Below are 24,215 nucleotides of genomic sequence, written 5' to 3'. Positions count from 1 at the left end.
GAGATGCCACAGATCAGGGATTGCAGCGTGTCAGAAGCCACTCAACAGGAAGCCGGGTCCGGGCTGGATTTTGGTGCGATCCGAAGGGTGCTGGTGGTCGATGACAGCCGTCTGCAGCGGCGCATTCTGGCCGCCTCGTTCAAAAAATGGGGGTTCGAGGTTCTTGAGGCCGACAGCGGTGACGCGGCCATCGCGATGTGCGCCGATCAATCACCCGATCTGGTGCTCAGCGATTGGGTGATGCCGGGGATGAGCGGGCTGGAGTTCTGCCGCGCTTTTCGCGCGATGGACACCGAACACTACAGCTATTTCATACTGCTCACATCCAAGAGCGAAAAGCAGGAGGTTGCGCGGGGGTTGGATGCCGGGGCTGACGATTTCCTGATCAAGCCTCTGGAAGCGGATGAGCTGCGCGCGCGCATTTCGGCCGGGGCTCGTATTCTGGATATGCAGCGCGAACTGTCAAAGAAGAACCGGATGATCGAATCCGCGTTGGAAGAACTGAAACTTGTGCACGACGCTATCGACAAGGACTTGATGCAGGCGCGAAAAATTCAGGAGTCGCTCGTGCCCGAACTGACACGAAAGTTCGGAAACTCGCGTGTCAGCCTGTTGCTGAAACCATGCGGTCACATTGGCGGCGATCTGGTGGGTGTGTTTTCGCCCGGCATTAATCGGTTAGGGTTTTACAGCATTGATGTGTCGGGGCACGGGATTACCTCGGCCATGATGACGGCGCGACTGGGCGGCTATCTGTCCAGCACTCACTTTGACCAGAACGTCGCGATGGAGCGGCGATTTGACAAGTTTTACGCCCTGTTGCCGCCCGAGGAGGTTGCCGGGACGCTCAACTCGCGCCTGATCGCAGATGCCGGGGTCGAAGAGTACTTTACGATGGTTTATGCCATCATCGACCTGCGCTATGGACACCTCAAGATGGTACAGGCCGGGCACCCGCACCCCCTGTTGATGCGCCAGGATGGCAGCACCGAGTTTCTGGGGGGCGGGGGTCTGCCCGTTGGGTTGTTGTCCAACGCGTCCTTTCATCAATTCGAAACGTATCTGAACCCGGGCGACAAGCTGTTGCTGTATTCCGATGGCTTTACGGAATGCCGCCTCGCCGAAGGCGGGCTGTTGGATGAGGACGGCTTGTTGCGGATGGCTCAGGAGTGCATTGTAGACCGGGGCGGGCCTGAATTTCTGGACGATATGTTCTGGCGACTCACGCAGGTCATGTCGCCCGATGCCGCGATGGAAGATGACGTTTCAGCCGTTTTCTTTGAGTATAACGGGCCCTAAAGGTCGCCAAGATGCAGGCTGGCAAAATGACGGTCGCCGTCATTGCCCAGCAATTCGACCGCGTCCGATGTGTCCATCCAGAGGGCCTCGTGAAACGCTTCTGTAGGCGGGCCCATACGCCGGACGGGCCGCGCGCGATAGATCAGGCACATCTTTTCGGCCCAGAGGTCGTATTCCGGCATATATGTGAATCGACGAAAGGCGCCGATGCGCCGTGGATCGGAAATGGTCCACCCGGTTTCTTCGTACACTTCGCGATGCAGGGCCGTGATCGGCGATTCGCCGGAGTCGATCCCGCCGCCGGGCAATTGCAGATCCGGTCCGGGTTCGGTCTGGCAGGTCAGCAACAGATGCCTGCGGCGGGGCAGCAGGGCATAAACGCCAACCCGCCGCGTGTATTTTCGTCCGGGCTGCGGGGTTTCACCGAACCGTCTGATCATGTATGGCCCCTTTCAACCCATTTTGTTCGACCTATATGGTGGCGGTATGCCAACCCGTGGCGTGTAAGGAAACCCCATGTCTCTTGGAACTAAAATCGCGTGGGACGATACCGTCCTGCCCTTTCAGCTTGATGTATCGGACATGCGCGGCCGCGTGGCCCGTCTGGACGGCGTGCTGGATGGTATCCTGAAACAGCACGACTATCCCGAACAGGTCGAGGCGTTGGTGGCAGAGATGGCCCTGCTGACCGCGTTGATCGGCCAGACCGTTGCGCTGCGCTGGAAACTGTCACTGCAGGTGCAGTCCAAGGGTGCGGTTCGGATGATTGCAACCGACTACTACGCGCCACAAACCGAGGGCGAACCGGCCAGAATCAGGGCCTATGCCAGTTTCGACCGGGACCGGTTGCGTGAGGGTGCGCCCTTTGATCAGGTGGGAGAGGGATACTTTGCCATCATGATCGATCAGGGCGAAAACACGCAACCGTATCAGGGGATCACGCCGCTGGCGGGTGGATCGCTTCGCGCTTGTGCCGAAGCGTATTTTGCGCAGTCCGAGCAGTTGCCGACCCGGTTTTCGCTGAGCTTTGGCAAATCGACAGAACCGGGCGTTGATGAGCACTGGCGCGCTGGCGGCATCATGCTGCAGCATATGCCAAAAGCGTCGCCTTTTGTGGCGTCGGGTGAAGGCAGCGGTGACATCCTGTCTGCTGATGATCTGGTCGACGGGGTCGAAGGCGAAAACTGGGGCCGGGTCAACATCCTGTTGGACACGGTCGAGGATCTGGAACTGATCGGACCGTCGATTGCGCCGACCGACCTGTTGATCCGCCTGTTCCACGAGGAACAGCCACGTGTCTATGACGCGCAGGCCGTCCAGTTCGGCTGCACCTGCTCCGAAGATCGCGTGCGCCAGAGCCTGTCGATCTATTCGGCCAAGGACATCGAAAAGATGACCACGCCCGAGGGCAATGTAACGGCTGATTGCCAGTTCTGCGGGGCGCATTATGTGCTGGATCCCGCGACGGTCGGCTTTGATGCCGAAGGCGCCAAGGGTGCATGATCCCACCGAACAGATCCGGGCGGCGCTGGGCCGCCCCGGTCACGGGTCGAGCGACTTTGACCTGAATCCGGAAACCGTCCTGCCGCCCGGGCGCAAATTGCGCCCGGCTGGCGTTCTGGTGCCCATCTCGGTCGTCGGTGGCGCGCCACGTCTGATCCTGACCAAGCGGTCATCGGCCCTGAAACACCACCCTGGTCAGATCGCCTTTCCCGGCGGCAAGCAAGATGACGGCGATGCGAATGTCACGGCGGCGGCCTTGCGCGAAGCCCGTGAAGAGATTGGCTTGCCCATCGAAATGCCCGAGATTCTGGGATTCCTGCCGACCCATGAGACGGTGACTTCGTTCTCGGTGACCCCGGTGGTGGCAATCCTGCGCGAAAGCTTCGAGGCAATTCCGGAACCCGGAGAGGTGGATGAGGTGTTTTCCGTTCCTCTGTCGCATGTTCTGAATCCCGCCAATTACCTCATCGAGTCGCGCCGGTGGCGCGGCCAGCGACGAAAATACTTCACAGTGCCATTCGGCCCCTATTACATCTGGGGCGCAACTGCCCGCATTTTGCGGGGGCTAGCGGCACGGGTGAATGAATGAAGCGGATCGAAGAGGCCTGGGTTTCTGAACCAGCGACCCAACACGTGTGCTCGGCCCTGAAAACGTCCGGTGCGAAAGCATTGTTCGTCGGCGGGTGCGTCCGCAATGCGCTGCTTGGTGCACCGGTCTCTGATATTGACATTGCGACGGACGCCCGGCCGGAACAGGTGGTCGAGCTGGCCCAAAAGGCAGGCCTCAAGGCGATACCCACGGGCATCGACCATGGCACCGTCACGGTGGTCAGTGGCGGTATCCCGCACGAGATAACCACCTTCCGCCGCGATGTGGAAACGGATGGCCGCCGCGCGGTCGTCGCTTATGCCGACACTGTGCAAGAAGACGCCGCGCGCCGGGATTTCACCATGAACGCGATCTATGCGCGGCCTGACGGAACCATACTGGACCCGCTTGGCGGGTTGCCCGACCTCCAGGCGCGCCGCGTGCGGTTCATCGGCACAGCCGCGCATCGCATTCGCGAAGACTACCTGCGCTCGCTGCGGTATTTCCGGTTTCACGCCTGGTACGGGGACGCTGGCAACGGGTTCGATGCCGAGGCTCTTGCGGCGATCGCGTCAAATCTTGACGGGCTATCGGCTTTGTCCCGCGAACGCGTGGGGGCCGAACTGCTGAAGCTGCTCGGGGCGCCTGACCCGGCGCCTTCTGTCGCCGCGATGCGCAACACCGGGGTAATGGCGCAGGTTCTTCCCGGCGCGGATGACCGGGCGCTGGCGCCTTTGGTGGCCATTGAACAGGCGGCAGATGCCGCGCCCGACCCGGTGCGCCGGTTGGCATCAATTGCAACCCCGCAAGACGCCGCGACCCTGCGGCTGAGCCGGGCGCAGCTGCAACGTCTGACCCGCATGCGGGACGAGGCCTCGGCCTCCACCAGCGTGGCTGAGTTGGGCTACAGGTACGGCGACGAAGGCGGGCTGCATGAAACCCTGTTGCGGTGCGCCCTTTTCGAACAACCGTGGTCCGAGGACTTGCGCACGGCCCTGCATTCGGGTGCCGAGGCGCGCTTCCCAATAAAGGCGACCGACCTGATCCCGGAGTTCACCGGCCCTGCGCTGGGAAGGAAACTGGCAGAGCTTGAGGCGCGCTGGATCGCCTCGGGGTTTCAGCTGACCCGCAAAGATTTGCTGACCGGTTGAAACGAAGTCTCAAAAGGGGATGACAAACAAATTCGTTTGTGATTACTTGCGCCTGTCACTTGAATTGGAGGGAGGCATGCGAATGTACTACGGGATCTGGTTCGGCTAAAGCCGGAACGCTCGACCCGTAGGGGTGGTGTTCTGGCGCCATCTTTCTTCGCACGCCCTGTTTTTCTTGCTCAATTGGAGCATCCTCCATGTTTCGCTATTTCGAAAACCTCGTTGACCCCTTTGTCGCCTACAAGGAATCCGACAAGCCGCCGACACGGCTGTGGCCGTTCATGCTGGACTACTCGCAGCCTTTCAAGCGGGTGTTTTTTTGGACCGCGCTTGTTTCCGTCATCGTTGCCGGCGTCGAGATCGGTCTGATCTATTACATGGGGCGTGTTGTCGACCTGTTGGGCGGCTCGCCCACCGAGGTCTGGCAGGATCACGGCACCGAACTGCTGTTGATGGCCGCGTTCATTATGCTGTTGCGGCCCATCCTGCATCTTGTCGACGTGCTGCTGTTAAACAACACGATCCTGCCGAACTTTGGCACGCTGATCCGATGGCGTGCCCATAAGCATGTTTTGCGTCAGTCCGTTGGCTGGTTCGAGAACGATTTTGCCGGACGGATCGCAAACAGGATCATGCAGACACCGCCCGCTGCAGGCGAAGTGGTGTTTCAGGTCTTTGATGCGATTTCCTTCTCGCTGGCCTATCTCATCGGCGCGGCGATCCTTTTGTATGTCGCAGATCCACGCCTGCTGATCCCGCTGGTGATCTGGTTTGCGCTCTATGCTCTGCTGGTGCGCTGGACGGTCCGGCGTGTCGGACCGGCCTCCAAGGCGGCCTCGGACGCCCGTTCGACCGTTACCGGGCGGGTGGTGGACAGCTATACCAATATCCATTCGGTCAAGATGTTTGCCCATGACTCGCAGGAACTGGATTATGCCCGCGAAGCGATTGAGGAAACGCGCCGAACGTTCCAGGTAGAGATGCGGATTTTCACCATCATGGACGCCGTTCTGGTGACTTTGAACGGCCTGTTGATCGTTGGTGTTGTCGGTTGGGCCATATACCTATGGATGCAGGGTGGCGCGTCGGTGGGCGTTGTTGCCGCCGCAACCGCCCTGACCCTGCGGCTGAACGCCATGACCGGGTGGATCATGTGGGCGCTGACCAGTTTCTTCCGTCAACTCGGCATCGTTGCCGAAGGGATGGAGACCATCGCGCAGCCCATTGATCTGCTGGATGCTGCCGGGGCCAAACCGCTGCACCTGACAACCGGCGAGATTCAGGTCCGGGATCTGTCGCACCACTACGGTCGGGATGCCGGTGGTCTGGACCGCGTCAACATGACCATTCAGCCCGGCGAAAAGATCGGTCTGATCGGACGGTCCGGTGCAGGGAAATCAACCCTGGTCAAGCTGTTGTTGCGGTTTTATGACGTGGAGCGCGGTGCGATTCTGATCGATGGTCAGGACATCTCAGGCGTGACGCAGGACAGCTTGCGCGGCCATATCGGCATGGTTCAGCAGGACAGCGCTTTGCTGCACCGGTCGGTTCGCGACAACATTCTGTATGGTCGGCCCGACGCCACCGAAGAGCAGATGATCGCCGCCGCCAAACAGGCTGAAGCGCATGAGTTCATTCTCGACCTGCAGGACCCGCAGGGGCGCACCGGCTATGATGCGCATGTGGGCGAGCGTGGTGTGAAGCTCAGTGGCGGTCAGCGGCAGCGGGTGACGCTGGCGCGGGTAATCCTGAAGGACGCGCCAATCCTTTTGTTGGACGAGGCGACATCCGCCCTAGATTCCGAGGTTGAAGCGTCGATTCAGGAGACCCTTTACGGCATGATGCAAGGCAAGACTGTCATCGCCATTGCCCACCGGCTGAGCACGATCGCTCAGATGGACCGGATTCTGGTGATGGATGCCGGGCGCATCGTGGAAGAAGGCGCACATTCCGAGCTGCTGGCGCAGGGTGGTCTTTACGCTCAGTTCTGGGCGCGGCAATCTGGCGGCTTCATGAACCCGGAGGCCGCTGAATGAGGGTTGCCGACCTCATAAACCCGTTCAAGAACATCGAAACGCCCCCACCACAGACGTTGGGGGCGTTTATTCGCTGGAGCCTGTCCGGCGCGTGGCCAATGCTGTTTGTCGCCGCGTTCTTTTCGGCAATCGCGGGCGCGATGGAGGCTGGCACCGCGTGGATTCTGGGCCGCGTGATCGACGTGGCAACGTCCAGCGGGCCCGAGAATTTCCTGACCGCCGCCAATATGTGGATGATCCTTGGGGCAGTGGCCTTTTTTATGCTGCTGCGCCCGATCCTGTTCGGCCTGTCTTCGGTGTCGAACAATTACATCGTGATGCCCAATATCACGCCCTTGGTTCTGGCCAAGCTGAACCGGTGGACGCTGGGCCAGTCGGTGACCTATTTCGATGATGACTTCGCGGGACGCATTGCACAGAAGCAGATGCAAACATCGAACGCGATGGCCTCGGTCGTGTCGGAAACGATCAGTGCCATCGTATTTGCATTGGCGTCTTTGGCGGGGTCTTTGCTGTTGTTAGGGTCCATTCACCCGCTGGTGATGCTGCCTTTTGCGGCCTGGTTGGTGGTCTATTTCCTGCTGGTCCGCTGGTATCTGCCACGCATCCGTGTGCGCTCCGCCGCGCGGGCCGGGGCGCGGGCGATGGTGTCAGGGCAGGTGGTCGACACGATCACCAATATCAAGACGGTCAAGCTGTTTGCCCATTCGGCGTTCGAGGATCAGGCCGCGCGGGACTCGATGGTCGAATTGCGTGAGAGGTCACTGGATTTCGGCAAGCTCTCCGCCAGTTTCCGGTTCATCCTGATGACGCTGGCCGGTATTTTGCCCGTGCTGCTGTTGGGCGCGACGCTGTGGCTCTGGCAATTCGGTATGGCGACCGCTGGAGATATTGTTGCGGCGGGCGCTGTGTCGATCCGCATTGCGCAGATGACCGGCTGGGTCAGTTTCACGCTGATGGGCCTCTACGCGAATGTGGGCGAGATTGAGAACGGAATGAAGACGCTGGCTAAACGGGATCGCGTCGAGGATGCAGCACGGGCCGTAGATCTGAATGTGGTGAAGGGTGGCATCACGTTTGACGCGGTCAGCTTTGCCTATGGGCGCGACATTGGTGGCGTGACAGAGATTCATCTGAACGTGCAGCCCGGTGAAAAACTGGGCATTGTCGGCGCATCCGGGGCCGGGAAATCAACCTTGGTGTCCTTGCTGCTGCGGCTCTATGACGGGGAAAGTGGGTCCATTCGCATCGATGGGCAGGACGTGTCGCAGGTCACTCAGGACAGCCTGCGCCGCCAGATCGGAATGGTCACGCAGGAAACCGCGATGTTCAATCGCTCGGCTCGCGAGAACATCCTGTACGGTCGCCCTGATGCAACCGAAGAAGAGCTGATCCAGGCTGCGAAAAAGGCCGAAGCGCATGACTTCATACTGGGTCTTCAAGACGCGCAGGGGCGCAAAGGGTATGACGCCCATCTGGGTGAACGCGGCGTAAAGCTTAGCGGCGGCCAGCGCCAGCGGATTGCCTTGGCACGCGCCATCCTCAAAGACGCCCCGATCCTGGTTTTGGACGAAGCGACCTCGGCGCTGGACTCTGAGGTCGAGGCGTCGATTCAGACTGCGCTGCACCGGGTCATGCAGGGCAAGACCGTTCTGGCCATCGCACACCGTCTGTCGACCCTCAGCGAGATGGACCGCATCGTCGTTCTGGATCACGGGCGTGTCGTGGAAAGCGGAACCCATGATGTCCTGCTTGAAAAGGGCGGGCTGTATGCAAGGTTCTGGCATCGCCAGTCCGGCGGGTTCATTCAGGCCGAAGCCGCCGAATAAGGGGTTTTGTTGCACACGAACCCCCGGTATCAGGCCTCCATGACGCAGCAATTCACCATTAACCGGCTTGGGCATCAGGGCGACGGTATCGCAGATGGACCGGTCTATGCGCCACGCACTCTGCCGGGTGAAGTGGTCACCGGGACGCTGCTCGGTCAATTTCTGCAGGATATCCGTATCGAGACGCCTTCGGACAGCCGCGTGCAGGCCCCGTGCCGCCACTATAAGGCATGCGGGGGCTGTCAATTGCAGCACGCGTCAGATGAATTTGTCGCCGGTTGGAAGGTGGATGTGGTTCGGAATGCGCTGGCTGCGCAAGGGCTCGAGGCCCCGATGCGGCCAATTCACACATCGCCGGAACGGTCCCGACGCCGCGCCACGATCACCGTGCGCCGCACCAAAAAAGGCGCCCTGGCCGGGTTCCACGCCCGCGCATCGGAGACGATCACCGAGATCCCGGACTGTCATTTGCTGGACCCCGAACTGATCTCCGCGATTCCCCTGGCCAAAGAGCTGGCGATTCTGGGCGGCAGCCGCAAAGGTATTCTGGCCGTCACCCTGACCCTGTCCGAGGTCGGTCTGGACGTTGCGGTGAACGGCGGCAAGCCGTTGGATGGCCCGCTGGAACTGGCGCTGGCGCAGGCAACCGAGAAACACCTGCTGGCCCGCCTCAGCTGGGACGACGAGGTCATTGCCATGCGACACCCGCCGGTTCAACGCTTTGGCCCTGCCGATGTCATGCCCCCGCCGGGTGCGTTTTTGCAAGCCACCAAGGACGGAGAACAGGCTTTAACACAGGCCGTTCTCGAAGCAACGCGGGGTGCCAAGCGTATCGTTGATCTGTTTGCCGGCTGTGGGACGTTTTCCTTGCCACTGGCACAAATCGCCGAAGTGCACGCGGTTGAAGGCGACGCCGCGATGACAAAGGCGTTGGATCAGGGCTGGCGCAAGGCACAAGGGCTGAAACAGGTCACGACCGAGGCGCGCGACCTGTTTCGACGCCCAATGATGCCAGATGAACTGACCAAATACGATGCCGTCGTTCTGGACCCGCCGCGCGCGGGGGCCGAGGCGCAGGTGGCAGAGCTGATTCAGGCCACAAGACCGGTCATTGCCTATGTTTCGTGCAACCCGGTGACCTTCGCGCGCGACGCAAAAACCATTGTTAACGCGGGTTACACCCTTGAATGGGTACAGGTCGTTGACCAATTTCGATGGTCGTCACATACGGAACTTGCGGCGCGGTTTGTGCTGAACCCCGCATCTTGAGCAGACAGGAGACAGGCAGAATGGGGTTCAGACAGCGCTTGCTGACCGTTATCGAGGCTCCGGCTTTTGGCCGCTTCATCACCGGTGTCATCATTTTCAACGCCGTGTTGTTGGGCATGGAGACGTCACCGACGCTGATGGATCGGGCCGGGCCACTGATCGTGTTTCTAGATCGGGTCTGTCTGGCAATATTCGTCGCTGAAATCGGTTCAAAACTGATCGCCACGGGGCGCAGGTTTTTCACAAGTGGCTGGAACATCTTTGATTTTGTGATCGTTGGTATCGCTCTGATCCCGGGCGGCGGGGGTCTGTCGGTGCTGCGGGCGCTGCGAATCCTGCGGGTGTTGCGGGTCATTTCCGTTGCACCGAGGCTGCGCCGCGTGGTCGAAGGCTTTATCTCGGCGGTACCGGGCATGGCCAGTGTGTTCCTGCTGATGGCGATCCTGTTTTACATCGGCGCCGTGATCGCGACCAAACTGTTCTCACAATCCTTCCCCGAGTGGTTCGGGGATCTGGGCCTATCGGCCTATACCCTGTTCCAGATCATGACGCTGGAAAGCTGGTCCATGGGGATCGTCCGGCCGGTGATGGATGTCTACCCTTATGCCTGGATGTTCTTTGTGCCCTTCATCATGGTCACGACGTTTGCGGTGGTGAACCTGCTTGTGGGTCTGATCGTGAATTCGATGCAGGACGCGCATCACGCCGAGGACGAAGTGAAAACCGATGCTTATCGCGATCAGGTGCTCGAGCGGCTGGAAACCATCGAACGCCACTTAATTGAGCAGTCGAACATCAAAAAGTGATTTCAGTTTATTGTTTTTTTGGCATAATGATTCCCAAAAAAAGCAGCAGGCAGTGAAAACATGGATCGTCGAGCATTTGGATTGGGGGCAATGGCAACGCTGAGCCTTTCGGCTTGTGCCTCAGCCAGCCCAAAATTTCTGACCTACAACGGACCCGAAGTGACCTCTTTGGTGGTCAACAAGGGCGCGCGGAAACTCTACCTTTTACACAATGAAAAGATCCTTCGGGAATACGAGGTCGATCTGGGATTTGCTCCGAACGGGACCAAGACCCGAAAGGGCGACGGTCGCACGCCCGAAGGCACCTATCTGATCGACCGCCGCAACCCGCGCAGCAGCTACCACCTGTCACTGGGGATTTCTTATCCCAACTCGCAGGACGTCGCTCAGGCCAAGGCGGCAGGTGTCGATCCCGGTGGCGACATCTTCATTCACGGTCAGCCCAATCTGCGGTCGGAATACAAGCGCGCGAAAAAGACGCCGGACTGGACCGCGGGCTGCATCGCCGTCAAGAACGACGAGATGGAAGAAATCTACGCGATGGTGAACCGGGGCACGCTGATCACCCTGCGTCCCTGACGCGGCGCTAGACCGGCGCCCAGTTGCCGAACCCAAACTGCATGTAGTCCCGCGGGTAGGCCTCAGTCGCCAGCGCCTCGAGGCGTGTGTCATAAATCTGATCCAGCGTGAATGGTGCATCCGGTATGTGCGTGCCCGGCTGCGGCGGGGTCGTGTGCCCAAATCGGCGCGCCAGATCGGGCAGCGCTGTCGCCAACTCTTCCTCCCGCAGAATCAGATCGGGTGCCGCAAATCCGGACACTCCATCGAGCGCCTGCGATTGGCTGCACCACGTTCCGTCCACCCGGATCGGCGTCTGTCCGTTCAGGTTCTGGCGCAAGAATGTCAGGAATGCCGCGAAAGCGTCGTAATGCTGTTCCAGGGCGTAGTTATTGTCCCGCACCTGTCCGGGGATCGGCAATTTGAACCGATTGCGCAATGTGTGCCGGATCACCTGATAGCTGTCGGGGCCCTTGTTCAGGATGCGCGCACAAAACGCGGTATGGGCGCGGGCCAAAGGGTGGCGCAGAACGGTGAACTTGCGATGGCCCGGGTGTGACTGCATCCAGTCCCGCACCTGTTTCCGGTTTTGATCCGTGATCAGCCCGTCGATTTTGACAGAATCCAGATCCGCCAACCATTGGCTCACCAGCGGTTCAATCCCGCTGCGCAAGGGCAGATACATCAAGGGCGTTGCAGGGGCGGCGACATAATTGCCGACCGCCGGACCGCGTCGCGGCTCGTAACTCGGCATCCGGTGCAGGTTCAAAGCATCCATTTCGGACAGGGCCCGCGCCAATTCATCGGGATTGGTCACCTTGGACAACGGTGCGGACGGGTTCTGCGGCTTCAATGTATCGTCCAGACGGGTCAGCCGTGCCTCGATCCCCAACCAGGCCGCGAGACCGTTCAGGATGTCCAACTGGCTCAGGTCGTCATAGCCGATGAAGAATGGTGTCTGTCCGGATGTCTGCAGATGGCTAAGCAAAAACTGGTGGTAGTCCTGCAACTGCTCAACATATTCAAAGAACTCTTGCGCACGAAACTCCACCTGCGCGTCAAGGCGGCGTTTGATGTTCTTCAGTTGCCATTGTTTGGTCTTGCGCGCGATCTTGAGAGACAGGTAGCTGTCCAGCGGATTGCGCGTCAGAATGATCTTGGCGCAGCGGGGGTCGTTCAGGGCCGGTACCAGCACGCGAGGGTCATGATCTCTAAAGTACCGGAAACCACCCAAGCCCTCTGGATCGGATCGAATGGCTTTTACAAGACGGGTGGGATCGTCATCGCGCGCCTCCAGCGAAACCCCCAGCAGGTTGTCGGACTTCAAGCGGCCGATAAAATGCGCATTGAAGGCCTCGCCATGGCAGGTGACGCCGTCAAGCGCATTCAGGTTTGCCTCCAGCAGGTTCGAACCGGTGCGCATGGCGGCCAGAATGATGAAATAGTCGAACTTCGCAGACATGCGTACCTATTGAACCAGATAGGGTTTGCGGAAGGGTTTCGTCTGCGACCCAAAGACATCGTCGGCCGGAAAATCGCCCATCAGATAGGGGTGCATGCCCTGGTTCTTGAGGTTTTGCAGGAACTGCCCGAAACCGGACAGATCGACCATGGTCGGGGCCTCGGTCAAGTGGCTGAGCTGATGTGGTCCGATTTCTTCGATGACGGATTGCAACGGTTCCATAGGAGATTCGACGAATTCCGCCAGCGACCAGCTGCGAACCCTTGCCTTGGTCCAGACCGAGGTCAAAACCTCAAGCTGCTTGGTTTCGATCTGCTGCAGACGGGCGGCCTCGTTGCGGATATCGGCAAAGTTCATGTTTGACCGGAACAACGGGATGGCCCAGGCGCCGGTGACAACCGAGATCTGCGCGTTTTTATCCCGGGCGAGGAACCAGTTGATTTTTTGCGTGTCGGTTGGCCCGAACTGAAAGCACTGGCGCTCACCACGTGTGTTCCAGATCAGGCTCGACAGAAACGCCGTCGGATTGTAATCGCGCAAGGTCGCGCAATCGCTGAGCGCACCGTTCGAGATCGTCTCGCCATCGGCGAACTCTGCCCGTTCCGGTCCAAACAGGTGCCCGTGCACCTTGGCACCGCTCGCCTGCGTCAGCCAGGGTTCGAAATCTTCGAACAGCTCGGTAAATCCCTGAAACACCGAATATTGCGATGAGGTCAGACCGTTTTCGCTGCCATGCCGCGGAAAGCGGCTTTGCATGTACAACCCATCCCGGCCGCGGGTGCGCCGTTCGACCGCCTTGGAAAACAAGCGGTCGATTTTACCAGGGTTGGGCTCCGCGGGTTTCATGGCCCCGGTCTCGTCGGTGAGAAAGGACTGGTACAGCCGGTCCGCCCGCCACCATATCTTGCGTGCGACAAAGCAGTCGGAACGGCGCAGCAACTGCAGGTGATCATCGTAAAAGATGTGCGGGCGCCCTTGGTAGTCGAACTTGGACAGCGTCAGCGACCGGCTTTCGATATGAGTGGAATACAGCCGCGCGAGAGTTTGAAAATAGCTTTCGTCGGGTATCCAGACATGGCGGAAATACTTGTCATAGGTTTGTCGTTTGGGGTCCTGGAGAATTGCGGACAAGGTTTGCCGGGTCAGACACCACCACTGGCTTCCCATGTGAGGCATCAGACCGTCCGGTATGCGCCGGCGGATGCCCAGCGCGCGTTGCAGTTTCACGTAGCGGTCGAACAGCTTGCGCCGTTTGCGCCAGGAAAACGGGAACCGAAGGGTGAAGCGTTCGTGATCCAGCCCACCGATGGTCCAGCTGACATCCGCCGTGGTTGCGCTTTCGATGAAATCGACGCGGGGCCGGTCGGACAGATAGTCGATCAGCTCCTGCACCGGGCGCAGCGGCAGGCAGGCGCCCGAGGACAGGAACACGTGACGGACATCCGGGAAGGTCTCCAGCATCTGTTCCGATGCGGATTGCGATGCTGCAACGATGCCCCAGCCGCCCCATTCGCAAATGTGCCGATCGGAAAAGGTAATCAGCGGATCGTCGGAACACGCGGTCACAAAACCGGAATAGACATCGCCGGGCACCTTGCGATCGACGTGGACAACCACCGGGCAGCCTGCGGCGGTCCAGTGGCGGGCGACTTGTTCTGCCCGGTCCAGCGCCGTGTGCACCAGCATGACGATGCCAAGACTGCTCATGCCCAGTTTCCTTTGGACATAAGGCCCAGAATCTCAAGCTGCCGCCAGTTGATGTATTTCTCGGATCGGTCGCACCAAAAAACCGGCCTCTCCTGCAACTGTTCGGCATAGGCCTTGTATTCGCCCGACCTGCGATAATGCTCACCGCGCTGCAGTTCTTCTTGCGCTTTTTTGCCCAAAGTGTCGATCAGCTTGGCGTGCAGCAGCGCGCCACTGGTCTTTTCACCGCCCCATTCATCGTAGACCTGGTTCAGGCCCCGGGGCAGCAGGGAATGGGTTGAACTGACATAGACATAGCGCCGGTCCCATTTCACCAGCGGGATCTTGTTCAGCGCTGGTGCTTTGGACGGAGTGTCGCGAAAGAACACCCGTGCCCGGGGACCGCCCTGAATCCATAGGTTCCCGTAGTCCGGATTCTTGGTGATCATGTAGTTTCCGGAATCGAACCACCGCGCAATTTCGAACGGGTCCTGCCCCTCGTGATAAGGCTGATCGTCAACTGGGCCTTGGGGGTACATGTCGATCAGCATCGTGCCAAAACTGCGCACGGCACAGCCATCCAGCCAGTCGGTCAGCGCGCGGATCGGGCGCGTGTCGCAGAACGGGTAGATGAAGAACTCATCGGGATCGACGGTCAGAACCCAATGCCCGTGCGCGTATTTGCGCAGCAGGTAGTTCGACCAGTCGATTCCAAATGTCGAACGGCGGTAACTGGCTGTCGTGCGCCAGACCGAGACATCGGGCTGCGCCTGCAGAAACTCAAAGCCGCCATCATCGCTGTCATTGTCGATGAACAGAAAGTGGTCGATGCCCAGCTTGCGGTAATAGTTCAGAAAAAACGGCAGCCGGATTTTTTCGTTCCGCACCACACTCATCAACAACACGTCGCCGGGGCGGATCGCATCCGTCTTGGCGCTGGCTGGCTTGAGTTCACGTCGCTTTTTCAGGCAGCGCAGAATACGGCGCTTGCGCCGCAATCTCATCCGATAAGAGTCCAACAGGCTCACGTGACTGCCCAACCTTTATTTTGACGCGAGCGACCCCCTGACCCGCCAAATTCTGTTTGGTGCCGGGATATTGAGGATTTATGCCACTTTTACATCTTTCGAGGCAACGGATTTAAAAGACGTTAGTTTCCGGCATGGTATTTTGGCCTTTTTGTCTGGCTCTCAGGTCCAACCGCCCTGATTCATCAACCCAAGCTGCTGCAACTGCTTCCAACCTGTGTAGCGCTGGGACTCTGGGCCCCACATGACAGGCCGGTCAATAATTCCATCATAGTAAGGCGCGAATTGGTCGGGATCGTGAAAATGCTGGCGCCGCTGTTTTTCGATCCGGGACTTTTCGACAACTTCCGGTAGGAACTTTGTATGCAACAAAATACCTGACGGCGTGTCACCGTCCGGTCCATCATAGAGTGTATTCAGACATCTAGGTAGGGCAGAATGGCAGGAATTCACAAAAGCATAGTGCCGCGACCATCGAACCAACGGGATCTTGTTCAACGTGGGTGAGCGTTGCGGGGTTTGAGCAAAGAACATGCGCTCACGGGCACCCCCCTGAACCCACAGATTGCCCATCGGGCTTTGTCGCCGGACCCGGTATGGCGCACTATCGAACCAGCAAAGAAGCTCGGTTGGATCCGTTTCCGGATCATAGGCCTGAGCGCCCAATGGCCCCTGCGGGTAAAGATCCAGCATCAGCGCGCCGAACGCCGAACGCCCGTTTTTGTCCAGCCAGGCCGTCAGATCCTGCAAGGGCCGCGTATCGTGGTGGGCGTAGATCAACAATTCATCCGCATCAGACATAAGGGTCCAATGCCCGTGGCCATAGCGCATTTGCAGCCATGTCAGCCAATCCAACCCATACCGGGCCGCGCGATAGCTGGCATGGGTCTGCCACAGCGACACATCCGGCTGATCCAGCAGATACTCGACCGATCGATCATCGCTGCCATTGTCCACGATCAGAAAGTGGTTCACGCCAAGCTGGCGATAGTGGTGGAAGTACCAGGGCAACCGATTGATTTCGTTGCGCAGTGTCGTATAGGCCAGAATGTCGCCGCGCGCGATCCGGCTCGTTTTGTCCTTCAGATTGGACAGCTGCGTGCGACTGCGCAGGGACCTCCACAGCAGGCGGCGGCGTTTCCAGCGCAGGCGGTACTTTTGTGCCCAGCCAATCTGGGGCAGGGCCTGAGCCGCCGCGCCGGTCATCGCCGTACCCTCACTTTTCGTAGTGCCCGGTCTGGTGCCAGCGCCATGCATCGGTGATCATGGTCTCCAACGTGGATCTTTTTGGGGTCCAGCCCAGTTCCGTCTCGGCACGGACCGAACCGGATACCAGCTTTGTGCAATCCCCGGCCCGTCGCGGGCCGGTGGTGTAGGGCACAGGTCGGTTGGTGACGGATTTTGATTTGTCGATCACCTCCATCACCGAGAATCCCGAACCGGTCCCAAGGTTGAAGACGCGGCTGCCTTTACCGTGCTCCAGCCACTCCAGCCCCAGCACATGCGCGTCCACCAGATCGCAGACATGCACATAGTCGCGAATGCAGGTGCCATCCGGCGTGTCATAGTCGGTGCCAAAAACCGTCAACCCGTCCCGTTTGCCATCAATTGCGTCCAGCATAAGCGGGACCAGATGTGTCTCGGGGCGATGGAACTCACCGACCTCGCCGTCGGGGTCCGCACCGGCCACATTGAAATAGCGAAAGATCACGTGGCGCAGCCCATGCGCGGCTTCGAAATCCCTGAGGATATCCTCGATCGCGCGTTTCGACGCGCCATAAGCGTTCAACGGATGCTGAGATGTGGTCTCATCCAGAACAACGTTGTCGTGGTCGCCATAGGTTGCGCAGGTCGATGAGAAAACGAAATCCAGACATCCGGCCGCAACCGCCGCCTCGATCAGCGTCAGCGATCCTGTGACGTTGTTTGACCAGTATTTCCCGGGCTCTTGCATCGCTTCGCCCACCTGGCTGAGCGCCGCAAAATGCATGACCGCCGTGGGTTGGTGTTTGGCAAAAACCTCATCCAGATGCGCGCGGTCCAGCAAATCGCCCTGTTCAAACGGGCCAAATTTCACCGCGTCCTGCCAGCCGGTGATCAGGTTGTCGTAGGTGACCGGCGTGTAACCTGCCCGCGCCAATGCCTTGCAGGCATGCGATCCAATGTACCCGGCCCCGCCGGTTACCAGTACAGTCGACATGAGCGATCCAATCCCTGCGTGTCAGGCCAGTCTAGGTTATGCGGGGAAGTGGCGTCATGGGGAAAATGGGTCACTCCAACCCCATGGCGGCCATCATTTCCTCGATCTTGGGCACGTCCTGCGGGTTGTTCAACTCCCAGAACTGGCGGCCTTTGGCCTCAACCTCGACGCACAGAACCTTGCGCCCGTTTTCCATGAACCGCAGTTGCTCCAGACCTTCAAGATGTTCCAATGGTCCGGTCGGCCAGCCGGGATATGCGGCCAGGGCGTCGGGGCGATAGGCGTAGACGCCAACATGGTGAAACACCGGCGTGGGTGCATCACCCGCATAGGTCTGTGCCGTATAGGGCACGACCTCTTTTGAGAAATACAATGCGCTGTGATCGGCGGCAAACACGGCAGTCGTGCCACCGACACGTCCGTGTTTGCGGTCATTCAGCAGGCTGTTCAGCGCGTCGCCGTCGCAACGCAGCACCGGTGTCGCGACCTCGGCATCCGGTGCGGAACGCAGGCCCGAGATCAGGTCTTCGACGAACCAGTGCGGCGTCAGCGGCGCATCGCCCTGCAGGTTCACCACGATCTCGTAACCGCCGCCCAGCACCTCGTGTGCTTCAGCACAGCGTTCGGTTCCGTTACCGCAGGTCTCGGACGTCATCACAACCTCGGCCCCGAACCCCTCGGATACGTCGCGGATGCGGTCGTCATCTGTGGCGACGACGACGCGGTCCACGCCCGCAACCGACTTGGCCGCGCGCCAAGACCGTTCGATCAGCGTCATTGCGGTTCCGCTCGCTCCGGCCAGGGGCACCAGCGGTTTCCCGGGATAGCGGGTCGAGGCGTATCGGGCAGGTATCGCAATCAGAACGGACATCAGGCCTCCTTCAGCTCGACACCCGGCGCATAAGCGATGAAAAACGGGTTTGCATAGCCGTCTTTGCCATATGCCAGTGGTGTATGGTCGTCAAAACGGACAACGCTGCCACCCGCACCGGCCAGCACGGCGTGGCCGGCGGCCGTATCCCACTCCATCGTGCGTCCGACACGCGGATAGAGGTCGGCTTCACCGGTTGCGACCAGGCAAAACTTGAGCGATGAGCCTGCGCTTTTGCTGTCCTGCACCCGATACTTGTTGATGTAATCGTCGGTGGCCTGATCGCGGTGCGATTTCGACGCGACAACCAAAAGGGCGGAATTATCCGGGTCAGAGACCGATATCGGCGTCACGCTGCCCGGCTGTTCCTTGTTCAGCGCCCCTGTTTCCTCGACCGACTGGCCATCGGCCTGTGTATAAAACATCCGGCCGCGCGCGGGGGCGTAAACCACACCGCGGGTCGGAACACCGTTCTCGACCAAGGCGATATTGACGGTGAAATCGCCGCGCCGGTTGATGAATTCCTTGGTGCCATCCAGCGGATCGACAATCAGGAAGGTATCGCCCTTTTCCGCATGGGAGGCGGCCTGTTCTTCGGTCACCAGAAGGATGTCGGGAAACGCCTGACGCAGACCGGCTGAGATCAGCGCGTCTGCGGCTTCATCGGCCTCGGTCACAGGGCTGGAATCCGATTTGACCTTCACTTCGAAATCATCCGCCTCGTAGATCTCCATGATCTTGTCGCCCGCCTCAAGCGCGAGGCGTCTGATGACGGGAATAAGGGCGTCGTAGGTCACAAAAATGCTCCGTTCCTGTGGTTTGTTGATCCGAAATCCTGACGGACTTATGATGTGCCGGTTACGGATCGGCAAGATATTCGTGCCAGAATACAGGCGACAAGGCGGGAAAGACCCTTCGAGTGTTCTATTTCAGGCGAAATCAAACGCTGCTGGGCGGCGCGTTCACAACGGCAGAGCTGGTGTTTCACGCCGTGGTGCGCAACGTGCGCGCCCAACATTCGAATGCCGTGATCGCAATCCTGATCAGCGTCGTGCAGATCGTCATCATGGCGACCGTGTTTTACCTGATCATGTCTTTCATGGGCACGCGGGTGGCCAAAATCCGGGGTGAGTTCATTCTGTATGTTTTGTCGGGCGTCTTTCTGTTCATGACGCATATCCAGTCGGTCAGTTCGCTTACCGGTGTCGGATCCGCCAATAACCCGATGATGCTGCATTCGCCGATGAACGTGATGGTCATGATCCTGGCGGCTGCTTTCGGCACACTCTATCGGCAGCTGATGGCCATACTGGTGATCCTGTTCATCTACAGCGTCGCGGTGGCACCGCTGGATATTCAAGACCCCGGCGGGGCGTTTGCCATGCTGATCCTGTCCTGGTTCACCGGGTGCACCGTTGGCCTGGTATTCATGGCAATCAAGCCGTGGTTTCCCACGACCGTAACGATGCTCAGCAACATCTACAGGCGCATGAACATGGTGTTTTCGGGAAAGATGTTTGTCGCCAACGCGCTTGGGGGCGGTCTCTTGATGATGTTCGCGTGGAACCCGCTGTTTCATATCATCGACCAGTGCCGCGGGTTCGTATTCCGCAACTACTTTCCGCGCAATACAAGCTGGGAGTATGCGCTGTGGGTCGGAATCACCCTGCTGATGATCGGGTTGCTGGCCGAGTTTTTCACCCGCAAGCACGTCTCGCAAAGCTGGAATGCACGCCGTTAACGCGCCACCCGCATGGTCAAGTTGATACGGCCGCCTTTTGGAAGCAGCCGCGACGATCCAAGCCGGATCCGGTCCACGCCGTGATAGGTCAGGCGCGCGGGCCCGCCCATGATCACCACATCGCCAGAGTTCAGCCAGATCGATTCCGTTTTGCCGCCGCGTGACGTGTTGCCGATGCGGAACAACGCATCATCGCCCAGCGACACGGACAGGACAGGCCATGAAAAATCCGCCTCGTCCTTGTCCTGATGCAGACCCATTTTTGCGCCGTCTCCGTAATAGTTGATCAGACAGCAATCCGGCGCGCGGTCTGGGTCGACCAGATCGCGCCACACATCCAGAATCGGGTCGGGAATATCGGGCCAGCGCCCGCCCCCGGGATGCTGGTCCTGATACCGGTAGCCGGACCGGTCGGTGACCCAACCGAGCGCACCGGCCGAGGTCATGCGCACCGACATTTCCTTGCCGGATGGTGTGATCGGGCGGAACAGCGGCGCGGCTTTCAGAATCGGACGCAGGGACTCGACCATATTTGTCTGTGCTGCAGCATCCAGATACCCTTTTCTGATATCGAAACCGCGCAAAAGCACCCGCGCCATTCAAGAAACCCCATTCCTTTCCAAATCCTTGCCAAAAAGGCTTCAGATTCCCGAAAACCTGCTTTTCTCAACGCTTGCAGGCCTTTCATCACGCCCTTATATACGCCGGGACGCGCGATGGTGTAGAGCCGTTCGTGCATATCAGATCGGGGCCGGGATGCCATAACGGGTCTATGCCTCGGGACATCGCCTTGAAGAGAAAGGGATTAAAAATATGGGAAAAGTAATCGGGATTGACCTCGGCACCACAAACTCCTGTGTGGCCATCATGGACGGCTCGCAGCCGAAGGTCATCGAAAACGCCGAAGGGGCGCGGACCACGCCTTCGATCGTCGCCTTCACCGAAGATGAGCGTCTGGTCGGTCAGCCTGCAAAACGTCAGGCGGTCACCAACCCCGACAACACGATCTTTGGCGTCAAGCGTCTGATCGGTCGTCGCGTGGATGATGCCGAAGTCGAAAAAGACAAGAAAATGGTGCCTTACGCCATCGTCGATGGCGGCAATGGCGACGCGTGGGTCGAAGCCCGCGGTGAAAAGTACTCCCCAAGCCAGATTTCGGCCTTCACTCTGGGCAAGATGAAGGAAACCGCCGAGAGCTATCTGGGTGAGGAAGTCACGCAGGCGGTTATCACCGTTCCGGCCTATTTCAACGACGCACAGCGTCAGGCCACCAAGGACGCGGGCAAGATCGCCGGTCTGGAAGTGCTGCGGATCATCAACGAACCGACGGCTGCTGCGCTTGCCTATGGCCTGGACAAGCAGGAAACCCAGACCATCGCGGTTTATGACCTTGGTGGTGGTACCTTCGACGTGACCATTCTGGAGATCGACGACGGGTTGTTTGAGGTCAAATCGACCAATGGCGACACCTTCCTGGGTGGTGAAGACTTTGACATGCGCATCGTCAACTACCTGGCGGATGAGTTCAAAAAGGAACACGGTGTTGATCTGTCTGCCGACAAGATGGCCCTGCAGCGTTTGAAAGAAGCTGCCGAGAAAGCCAAGATCGAGCTGTCCTCGACCTCACAGACCGAGATCAACCAGCCGTTCATCTCGATGGGTGCCAACGGTCAGCCGTTGCACATGGTCATGAAACTGACCCGCGCCAAGCTGGAATCGCTGGTTGGCGACCTGATCAAGAAGTCGATGAAGCCCTGTCAGGCGGCCCTGAAAGACGCGGGCCTGTCGGCTGGCGACGTCGACGAAGTTGTTCTGGTCGGTGGTATGACCCGGATGCCGAAAGTGATCGAAGAGGTCACCAAGTTTTTCGGCAAAGAGCCCCACAAAGGCGTGAACCCGGATGAAGTGGTTGCCATGGGCGCCGCCATTCAGGCCGGTGTTCTGCAGGGCGACGTCAAAGACGTTGTTCTGCTGGACGTGACTCCGCTGTCGCTGGGCATCGAAACGCTGGGTGGTGTATTCACCCGCCTGATCGACCGCAACACGACCATTCCGACCAAGAAGTCCCAGGTCTTCTCGACCGCCGAGGACAACCAGAACGCCGTGACCATTCGTGTGTTCCAGGGTGAGCGTGAAATGGCCACGGACAACAAGATTCTGGGTCAGTTCAACCTCGAAGACATCCCGCCCGCACCGCGCGGCATGCCTCAGATCGAGGTGACTTTTGATATCGATGCCAACGGCATTGTCTCGGTTTCGGCCAAGGACAAGGGCACCGGCAAAGAGCAGAAGATCACCATTCAGGCCTCGGGTGGCCTGTCGGATGACGACATCGAAAAGATGGTCAAGGACGCCGAGGAGAACGCCGAGGCGGACAAGGCCCGCAAGGAGCTGGTCGAAGCCAAGAACCAAGCGGAAAGCCTGATCCACGCGACCGAAAAATCGATGGAAGAGCATTCCGACAAGGTCGACCCGACCACGATCGAAGCCATCGAACTGGCGATTGCCGCGCTCAAGGACGAGTTGGAAACCGAGAATGCCGACAAGATCAAGTCGGGTATTCAAAACGTGACCGAAGCGGCCATGAAGCTGGGCGAGGCGATCTATAAGGCGCAGTCGGAAGAGGCGGAGGATGAGCCCGCCGCAGCCGATGCCGCACCGGGTGATGACGACATCGTCGATGCCGAGTTCGAAGATCTGGACGACGACAAGCGTAACTAACGGGTAACCGGGCCAATGCGGGCCGGTCCGGTTGCCGGGCCGGCCCGCATACGTTGAGACATAAGGAACCACTGATGTCAAAACGCGATTATTACGATGTGCTCGGCGTGTCCAAGGGCGCATCGGCGGACGAGATCAAAAAGGGCTTTCGCGCGAAGGCAAAGGAACTGCATCCCGACCGCAACAAGGACAACCCGGATTCCGAGGCGAAGTTCAAGGAAGCGAACGAAGCCTACGACGTGCTGCGTGATGCCGAAAAAAAAGCCGCCTATGATCGCTTTGGTCATGCGGCCTTTGAAAACGGCATGGGGGGCGGTCGTCCGGGTGGCGGCTTTGGACAGGGCGATTTTTCCAGTGCGTTCTCGGATGTCTTCGACGATCTGTTCGGCGATTTCATGGGTGGTCAGCGGGGCGGTGGCGGACGCCGGGCCGCGCGCGGTTCCGATCTGCGCTATAATCTGCGCGTGAGCCTGGAAGAGGCCTATGCAGGTCTGCAAAAGACAATCAATGTTCCGGCCGCGGTTGCCTGTTCGGCCTGTGATGGAAGCGGCGCCGAAGGCGGCGTGGAACCGACCACATGCCCGACCTGTTCCGGCATGGGAAAGGTTCGTGCACAACAGGGCTTTTTCACAGTAGAGCGCACCTGCCCGACCTGTTCCGGGCTTGGCCAGATCATCAAGAACCCCTGTAAATCCTGTCAGGGCTCGGGCCGTGTCGAGAAAGAACGCGCGCTCTCCGTCAATATCCCTGCCGGTGTGGAAACCGGCACCCGTATCCGGCTGGCGGGTGAGGGTGAGGCCGGCATGCGCGGCGGTCCTCCCGGTGATCTCTATATCTTTGTCGAAGTGTCCGAGCACAAACTGTTCGAGCGCGACAGCACAAACCTCTATTGCCGGGTACCGGTCAGCATGGCCAAGGCCGCGCTGGGCGGATCGATTGAAGTTCCCACCATCGATGGTGGCCGCGGTCGCATTCAAATTCCGGCGGGCAGCCAGTCCGGTCGCCAGATGCGTCTGCGCAGCAAGGGCATGCCAGCTTTGCGCGGAGGCGGTGTCGGTGACATGTTCATCGAACTGGCCGTCGAAACGCCGGTCAATCTGACCAGCCGCCAAAAAGAGCTGCTGCGCGAGTTCGATGATCTGGGGGAAGACAACCACCCCGAATCCAAGAGCTTCTTTTCGTCCGTCAAGTCATTCTGGGACGGAATGAAAGGCTGACTTCAGAACCCTGATTGCAAAAAACGAGGCCGGTCTGTTTGGACCGGCTTTTTTCGTCGTATAAGTCCAGTTTGGCCGGATACTGCGGCGTATTGGCCCTTGATTCCCACCCGAACCCCTGAGATTGTCCGATCAACCGTTGGGGTGCCCTGATTTCTGGGCTGAGAGGCGTGCATGCGTCAACCCATCGAACCTGATCCGGGCAATACCGGCGGAGGGAACGGTCTCAAGTCTACAGACGTTTTCCAT

Annotated in this window: 21 protein-coding genes and 1 riboswitch; of the genes, 12 read left to right on the top strand and 9 right to left on the bottom strand. The window is 59.3% G+C overall.

Going from position 1 to position 24,215, the window contains the following annotated elements; all coding sequences use genetic code 11:
- The first annotated feature begins 27 nt into the window (after positions 1-27).
- Complete coding sequence (locus ACR3E0_RS01495; protein ID WP_480475496.1) at positions 28-1,299, top strand: PP2C family protein-serine/threonine phosphatase; 1,272 nt, start codon at positions 28-30, stop codon at positions 1,297-1,299.
- Here the strand turns inward: ACR3E0_RS01495 and ACR3E0_RS01490 are convergent.
- The gene (locus ACR3E0_RS01490; RefSeq protein WP_480475494.1) at positions 1,296-1,739 is read right to left on the bottom strand and encodes an NUDIX hydrolase; all 444 of its coding nucleotides are present in this window, start codon (positions 1,737-1,739) and stop codon (positions 1,296-1,298) included. The two genes, ACR3E0_RS01495 and ACR3E0_RS01490, sit on opposite strands and share 4 nt — an antisense overlap.
- 76 nt (positions 1,740-1,815) lie before the next feature.
- Between ACR3E0_RS01490 and hslO the strand changes: the two genes are divergently transcribed.
- The 8 genes from hslO to ACR3E0_RS01450 all read left to right on the top strand — a co-directional run bounded on the left by hslO (position 1,816) and on the right by ACR3E0_RS01450 (position 11,061).
- Positions 1,816-2,802: an Hsp33 family molecular chaperone HslO gene (gene hslO, locus ACR3E0_RS01485; RefSeq protein ID WP_480475492.1), complete on the top strand. Its 987-nt coding sequence runs from the start codon at positions 1,816-1,818 to the stop codon at positions 2,800-2,802.
- A complete protein-coding gene (locus tag ACR3E0_RS01480) occupies positions 2,777-3,391 on the top strand; it encodes a CoA pyrophosphatase (protein ID WP_480475490.1) in 615 nt (204 codons plus the stop codon). The genes hslO and ACR3E0_RS01480 overlap by 26 nt, the downstream gene beginning before the upstream one ends.
- Positions 3,388-4,542, top strand: a complete 1,155-nt coding sequence (locus tag ACR3E0_RS01475; protein WP_480475488.1) for a CCA tRNA nucleotidyltransferase — start codon at positions 3,388-3,390, stop codon at positions 4,540-4,542. The genes ACR3E0_RS01480 and ACR3E0_RS01475 overlap by 4 nt, the downstream gene beginning before the upstream one ends.
- Before the next feature lie 197 nt (positions 4,543-4,739).
- Positions 4,740-6,578, top strand: a complete 1,839-nt coding sequence (locus tag ACR3E0_RS01470) for an ABC transporter ATP-binding protein (protein ID WP_480475486.1) — start codon at positions 4,740-4,742, stop codon at positions 6,576-6,578.
- A complete protein-coding gene (locus ACR3E0_RS01465; RefSeq protein WP_480475484.1) occupies positions 6,575-8,407 on the top strand; it encodes an ABC transporter ATP-binding protein in 1,833 nt (610 codons plus the stop codon). Before ACR3E0_RS01470 ends, ACR3E0_RS01465 begins: the two co-directional genes overlap by 4 nt.
- A gap of 39 nt (positions 8,408-8,446) precedes the next feature.
- Positions 8,447-9,676, top strand: coding sequence for a class I SAM-dependent RNA methyltransferase (locus ACR3E0_RS01460; RefSeq protein ID WP_480475482.1), 1,230 nt, complete (start codon positions 8,447-8,449; stop codon positions 9,674-9,676).
- A 20-nt stretch (positions 9,677-9,696) separates the two neighbouring features.
- Positions 9,697-10,482 (top strand): ion transporter, encoded by a 786-nt coding sequence (locus ACR3E0_RS01455; RefSeq protein ID WP_480475480.1) that lies wholly within the window; start codon positions 9,697-9,699, stop codon positions 10,480-10,482.
- Positions 10,483-10,542: 60 nt separating this feature from the next.
- A complete protein-coding gene (locus ACR3E0_RS01450) occupies positions 10,543-11,061 on the top strand; it encodes a L,D-transpeptidase family protein (RefSeq protein WP_480475478.1) in 519 nt (172 codons plus the stop codon).
- 7 nt (positions 11,062-11,068) lie between these two features.
- Here the strand turns inward: ACR3E0_RS01450 and ACR3E0_RS01445 are convergent, their stop codons facing one another.
- From ACR3E0_RS01445 to cysQ, 7 genes are all read right to left on the bottom strand, one after another.
- Positions 11,069-12,502: a nodulation protein NodH gene (locus tag ACR3E0_RS01445; RefSeq protein WP_480475476.1), complete on the bottom strand. Its 1,434-nt coding sequence runs from the start codon at positions 12,500-12,502 to the stop codon at positions 11,069-11,071.
- A 6-nt stretch (positions 12,503-12,508) separates the two neighbouring features.
- Positions 12,509-14,209 carry a DUF5927 domain-containing protein gene (locus tag ACR3E0_RS01440; RefSeq protein ID WP_480475474.1) on the bottom strand — a complete coding sequence of 567 codons (1,701 nt, stop codon included), beginning with the start codon at positions 14,207-14,209 and terminating at the stop codon, positions 12,509-12,511.
- Positions 14,206-15,192 carry a glycosyltransferase family 2 protein gene (locus ACR3E0_RS01435; RefSeq protein WP_480475472.1) on the bottom strand — a complete coding sequence of 329 codons (987 nt, stop codon included), beginning with the start codon at positions 15,190-15,192 and terminating at the stop codon, positions 14,206-14,208. Before ACR3E0_RS01435 ends, ACR3E0_RS01440 begins: the two co-directional genes overlap by 4 nt.
- A 186-nt stretch (positions 15,193-15,378) precedes the next feature.
- A complete protein-coding gene (locus ACR3E0_RS01430) occupies positions 15,379-16,422 on the bottom strand; it encodes a glycosyltransferase family 2 protein (RefSeq protein ID WP_480475470.1) in 1,044 nt (347 codons plus the stop codon).
- Between the two features lie 10 nt (positions 16,423-16,432).
- A complete protein-coding gene (gene galE / locus ACR3E0_RS01425; protein ID WP_480475468.1) occupies positions 16,433-17,416 on the bottom strand; it encodes a UDP-glucose 4-epimerase GalE in 984 nt (327 codons plus the stop codon).
- A 70-nt stretch (positions 17,417-17,486) separates the two neighbouring features.
- On the bottom strand, positions 17,487-18,287 hold the full coding sequence (locus ACR3E0_RS01420; RefSeq protein WP_480475466.1) for a 3-deoxy-manno-octulosonate cytidylyltransferase family protein: 801 nt from the start codon (positions 18,285-18,287) through the stop codon (positions 17,487-17,489).
- Positions 18,287-19,084: a 3'(2'),5'-bisphosphate nucleotidase CysQ gene (cysQ, locus tag ACR3E0_RS01415; RefSeq protein ID WP_480475464.1), complete on the bottom strand. Its 798-nt coding sequence runs from the start codon at positions 19,082-19,084 to the stop codon at positions 18,287-18,289. Before cysQ ends, ACR3E0_RS01420 begins: the two co-directional genes overlap by 1 nt.
- Before the next feature lie 122 nt (positions 19,085-19,206).
- Here cysQ and ACR3E0_RS01410 point away from each other — a divergent pair, with 122 nt between their 5' ends.
- The gene (locus ACR3E0_RS01410) at positions 19,207-20,028 is read left to right on the top strand and encodes an ABC transporter permease (RefSeq protein WP_480475462.1); all 822 of its coding nucleotides are present in this window, start codon (positions 19,207-19,209) and stop codon (positions 20,026-20,028) included.
- On the opposite strand, the gene ACR3E0_RS01405 is transcribed toward ACR3E0_RS01410, so the two are convergent.
- Positions 20,025-20,627: an alpha-ketoglutarate-dependent dioxygenase AlkB family protein gene (locus tag ACR3E0_RS01405; RefSeq protein ID WP_480475460.1), complete on the bottom strand. Its 603-nt coding sequence runs from the start codon at positions 20,625-20,627 to the stop codon at positions 20,025-20,027. The two genes, ACR3E0_RS01410 and ACR3E0_RS01405, sit on opposite strands and share 4 nt — an antisense overlap.
- A gap of 214 nt (positions 20,628-20,841) precedes the next feature.
- On the opposite strand from ACR3E0_RS01405, the gene dnaK reads away from it, so the two are divergent.
- Together dnaK and dnaJ are read left to right on the top strand one after the other, a co-directional pair.
- Positions 20,842-22,749, top strand: coding sequence for a molecular chaperone DnaK (gene dnaK / locus ACR3E0_RS01400; protein WP_480475458.1), 1,908 nt, complete (start codon positions 20,842-20,844; stop codon positions 22,747-22,749).
- Between the two features lie 74 nt (positions 22,750-22,823).
- Positions 22,824-23,966, top strand: coding sequence for a molecular chaperone DnaJ (gene dnaJ, locus ACR3E0_RS01395; RefSeq protein WP_480475456.1), 1,143 nt, complete (start codon positions 22,824-22,826; stop codon positions 23,964-23,966).
- Positions 23,967-24,096: 130 nt separating this feature from the next.
- Positions 24,097-24,203: riboswitch (TPP riboswitch) on the top strand.
- Positions 24,204-24,215: the final 12 nt, after the last annotated feature.

Source organism: Ruegeria sp. AJ12 (assembly GCF_056536245.1).
Note: the sequence above shows the minus strand (reverse complement) of the source record. Positions and strands in the feature narration are given on the sequence as shown.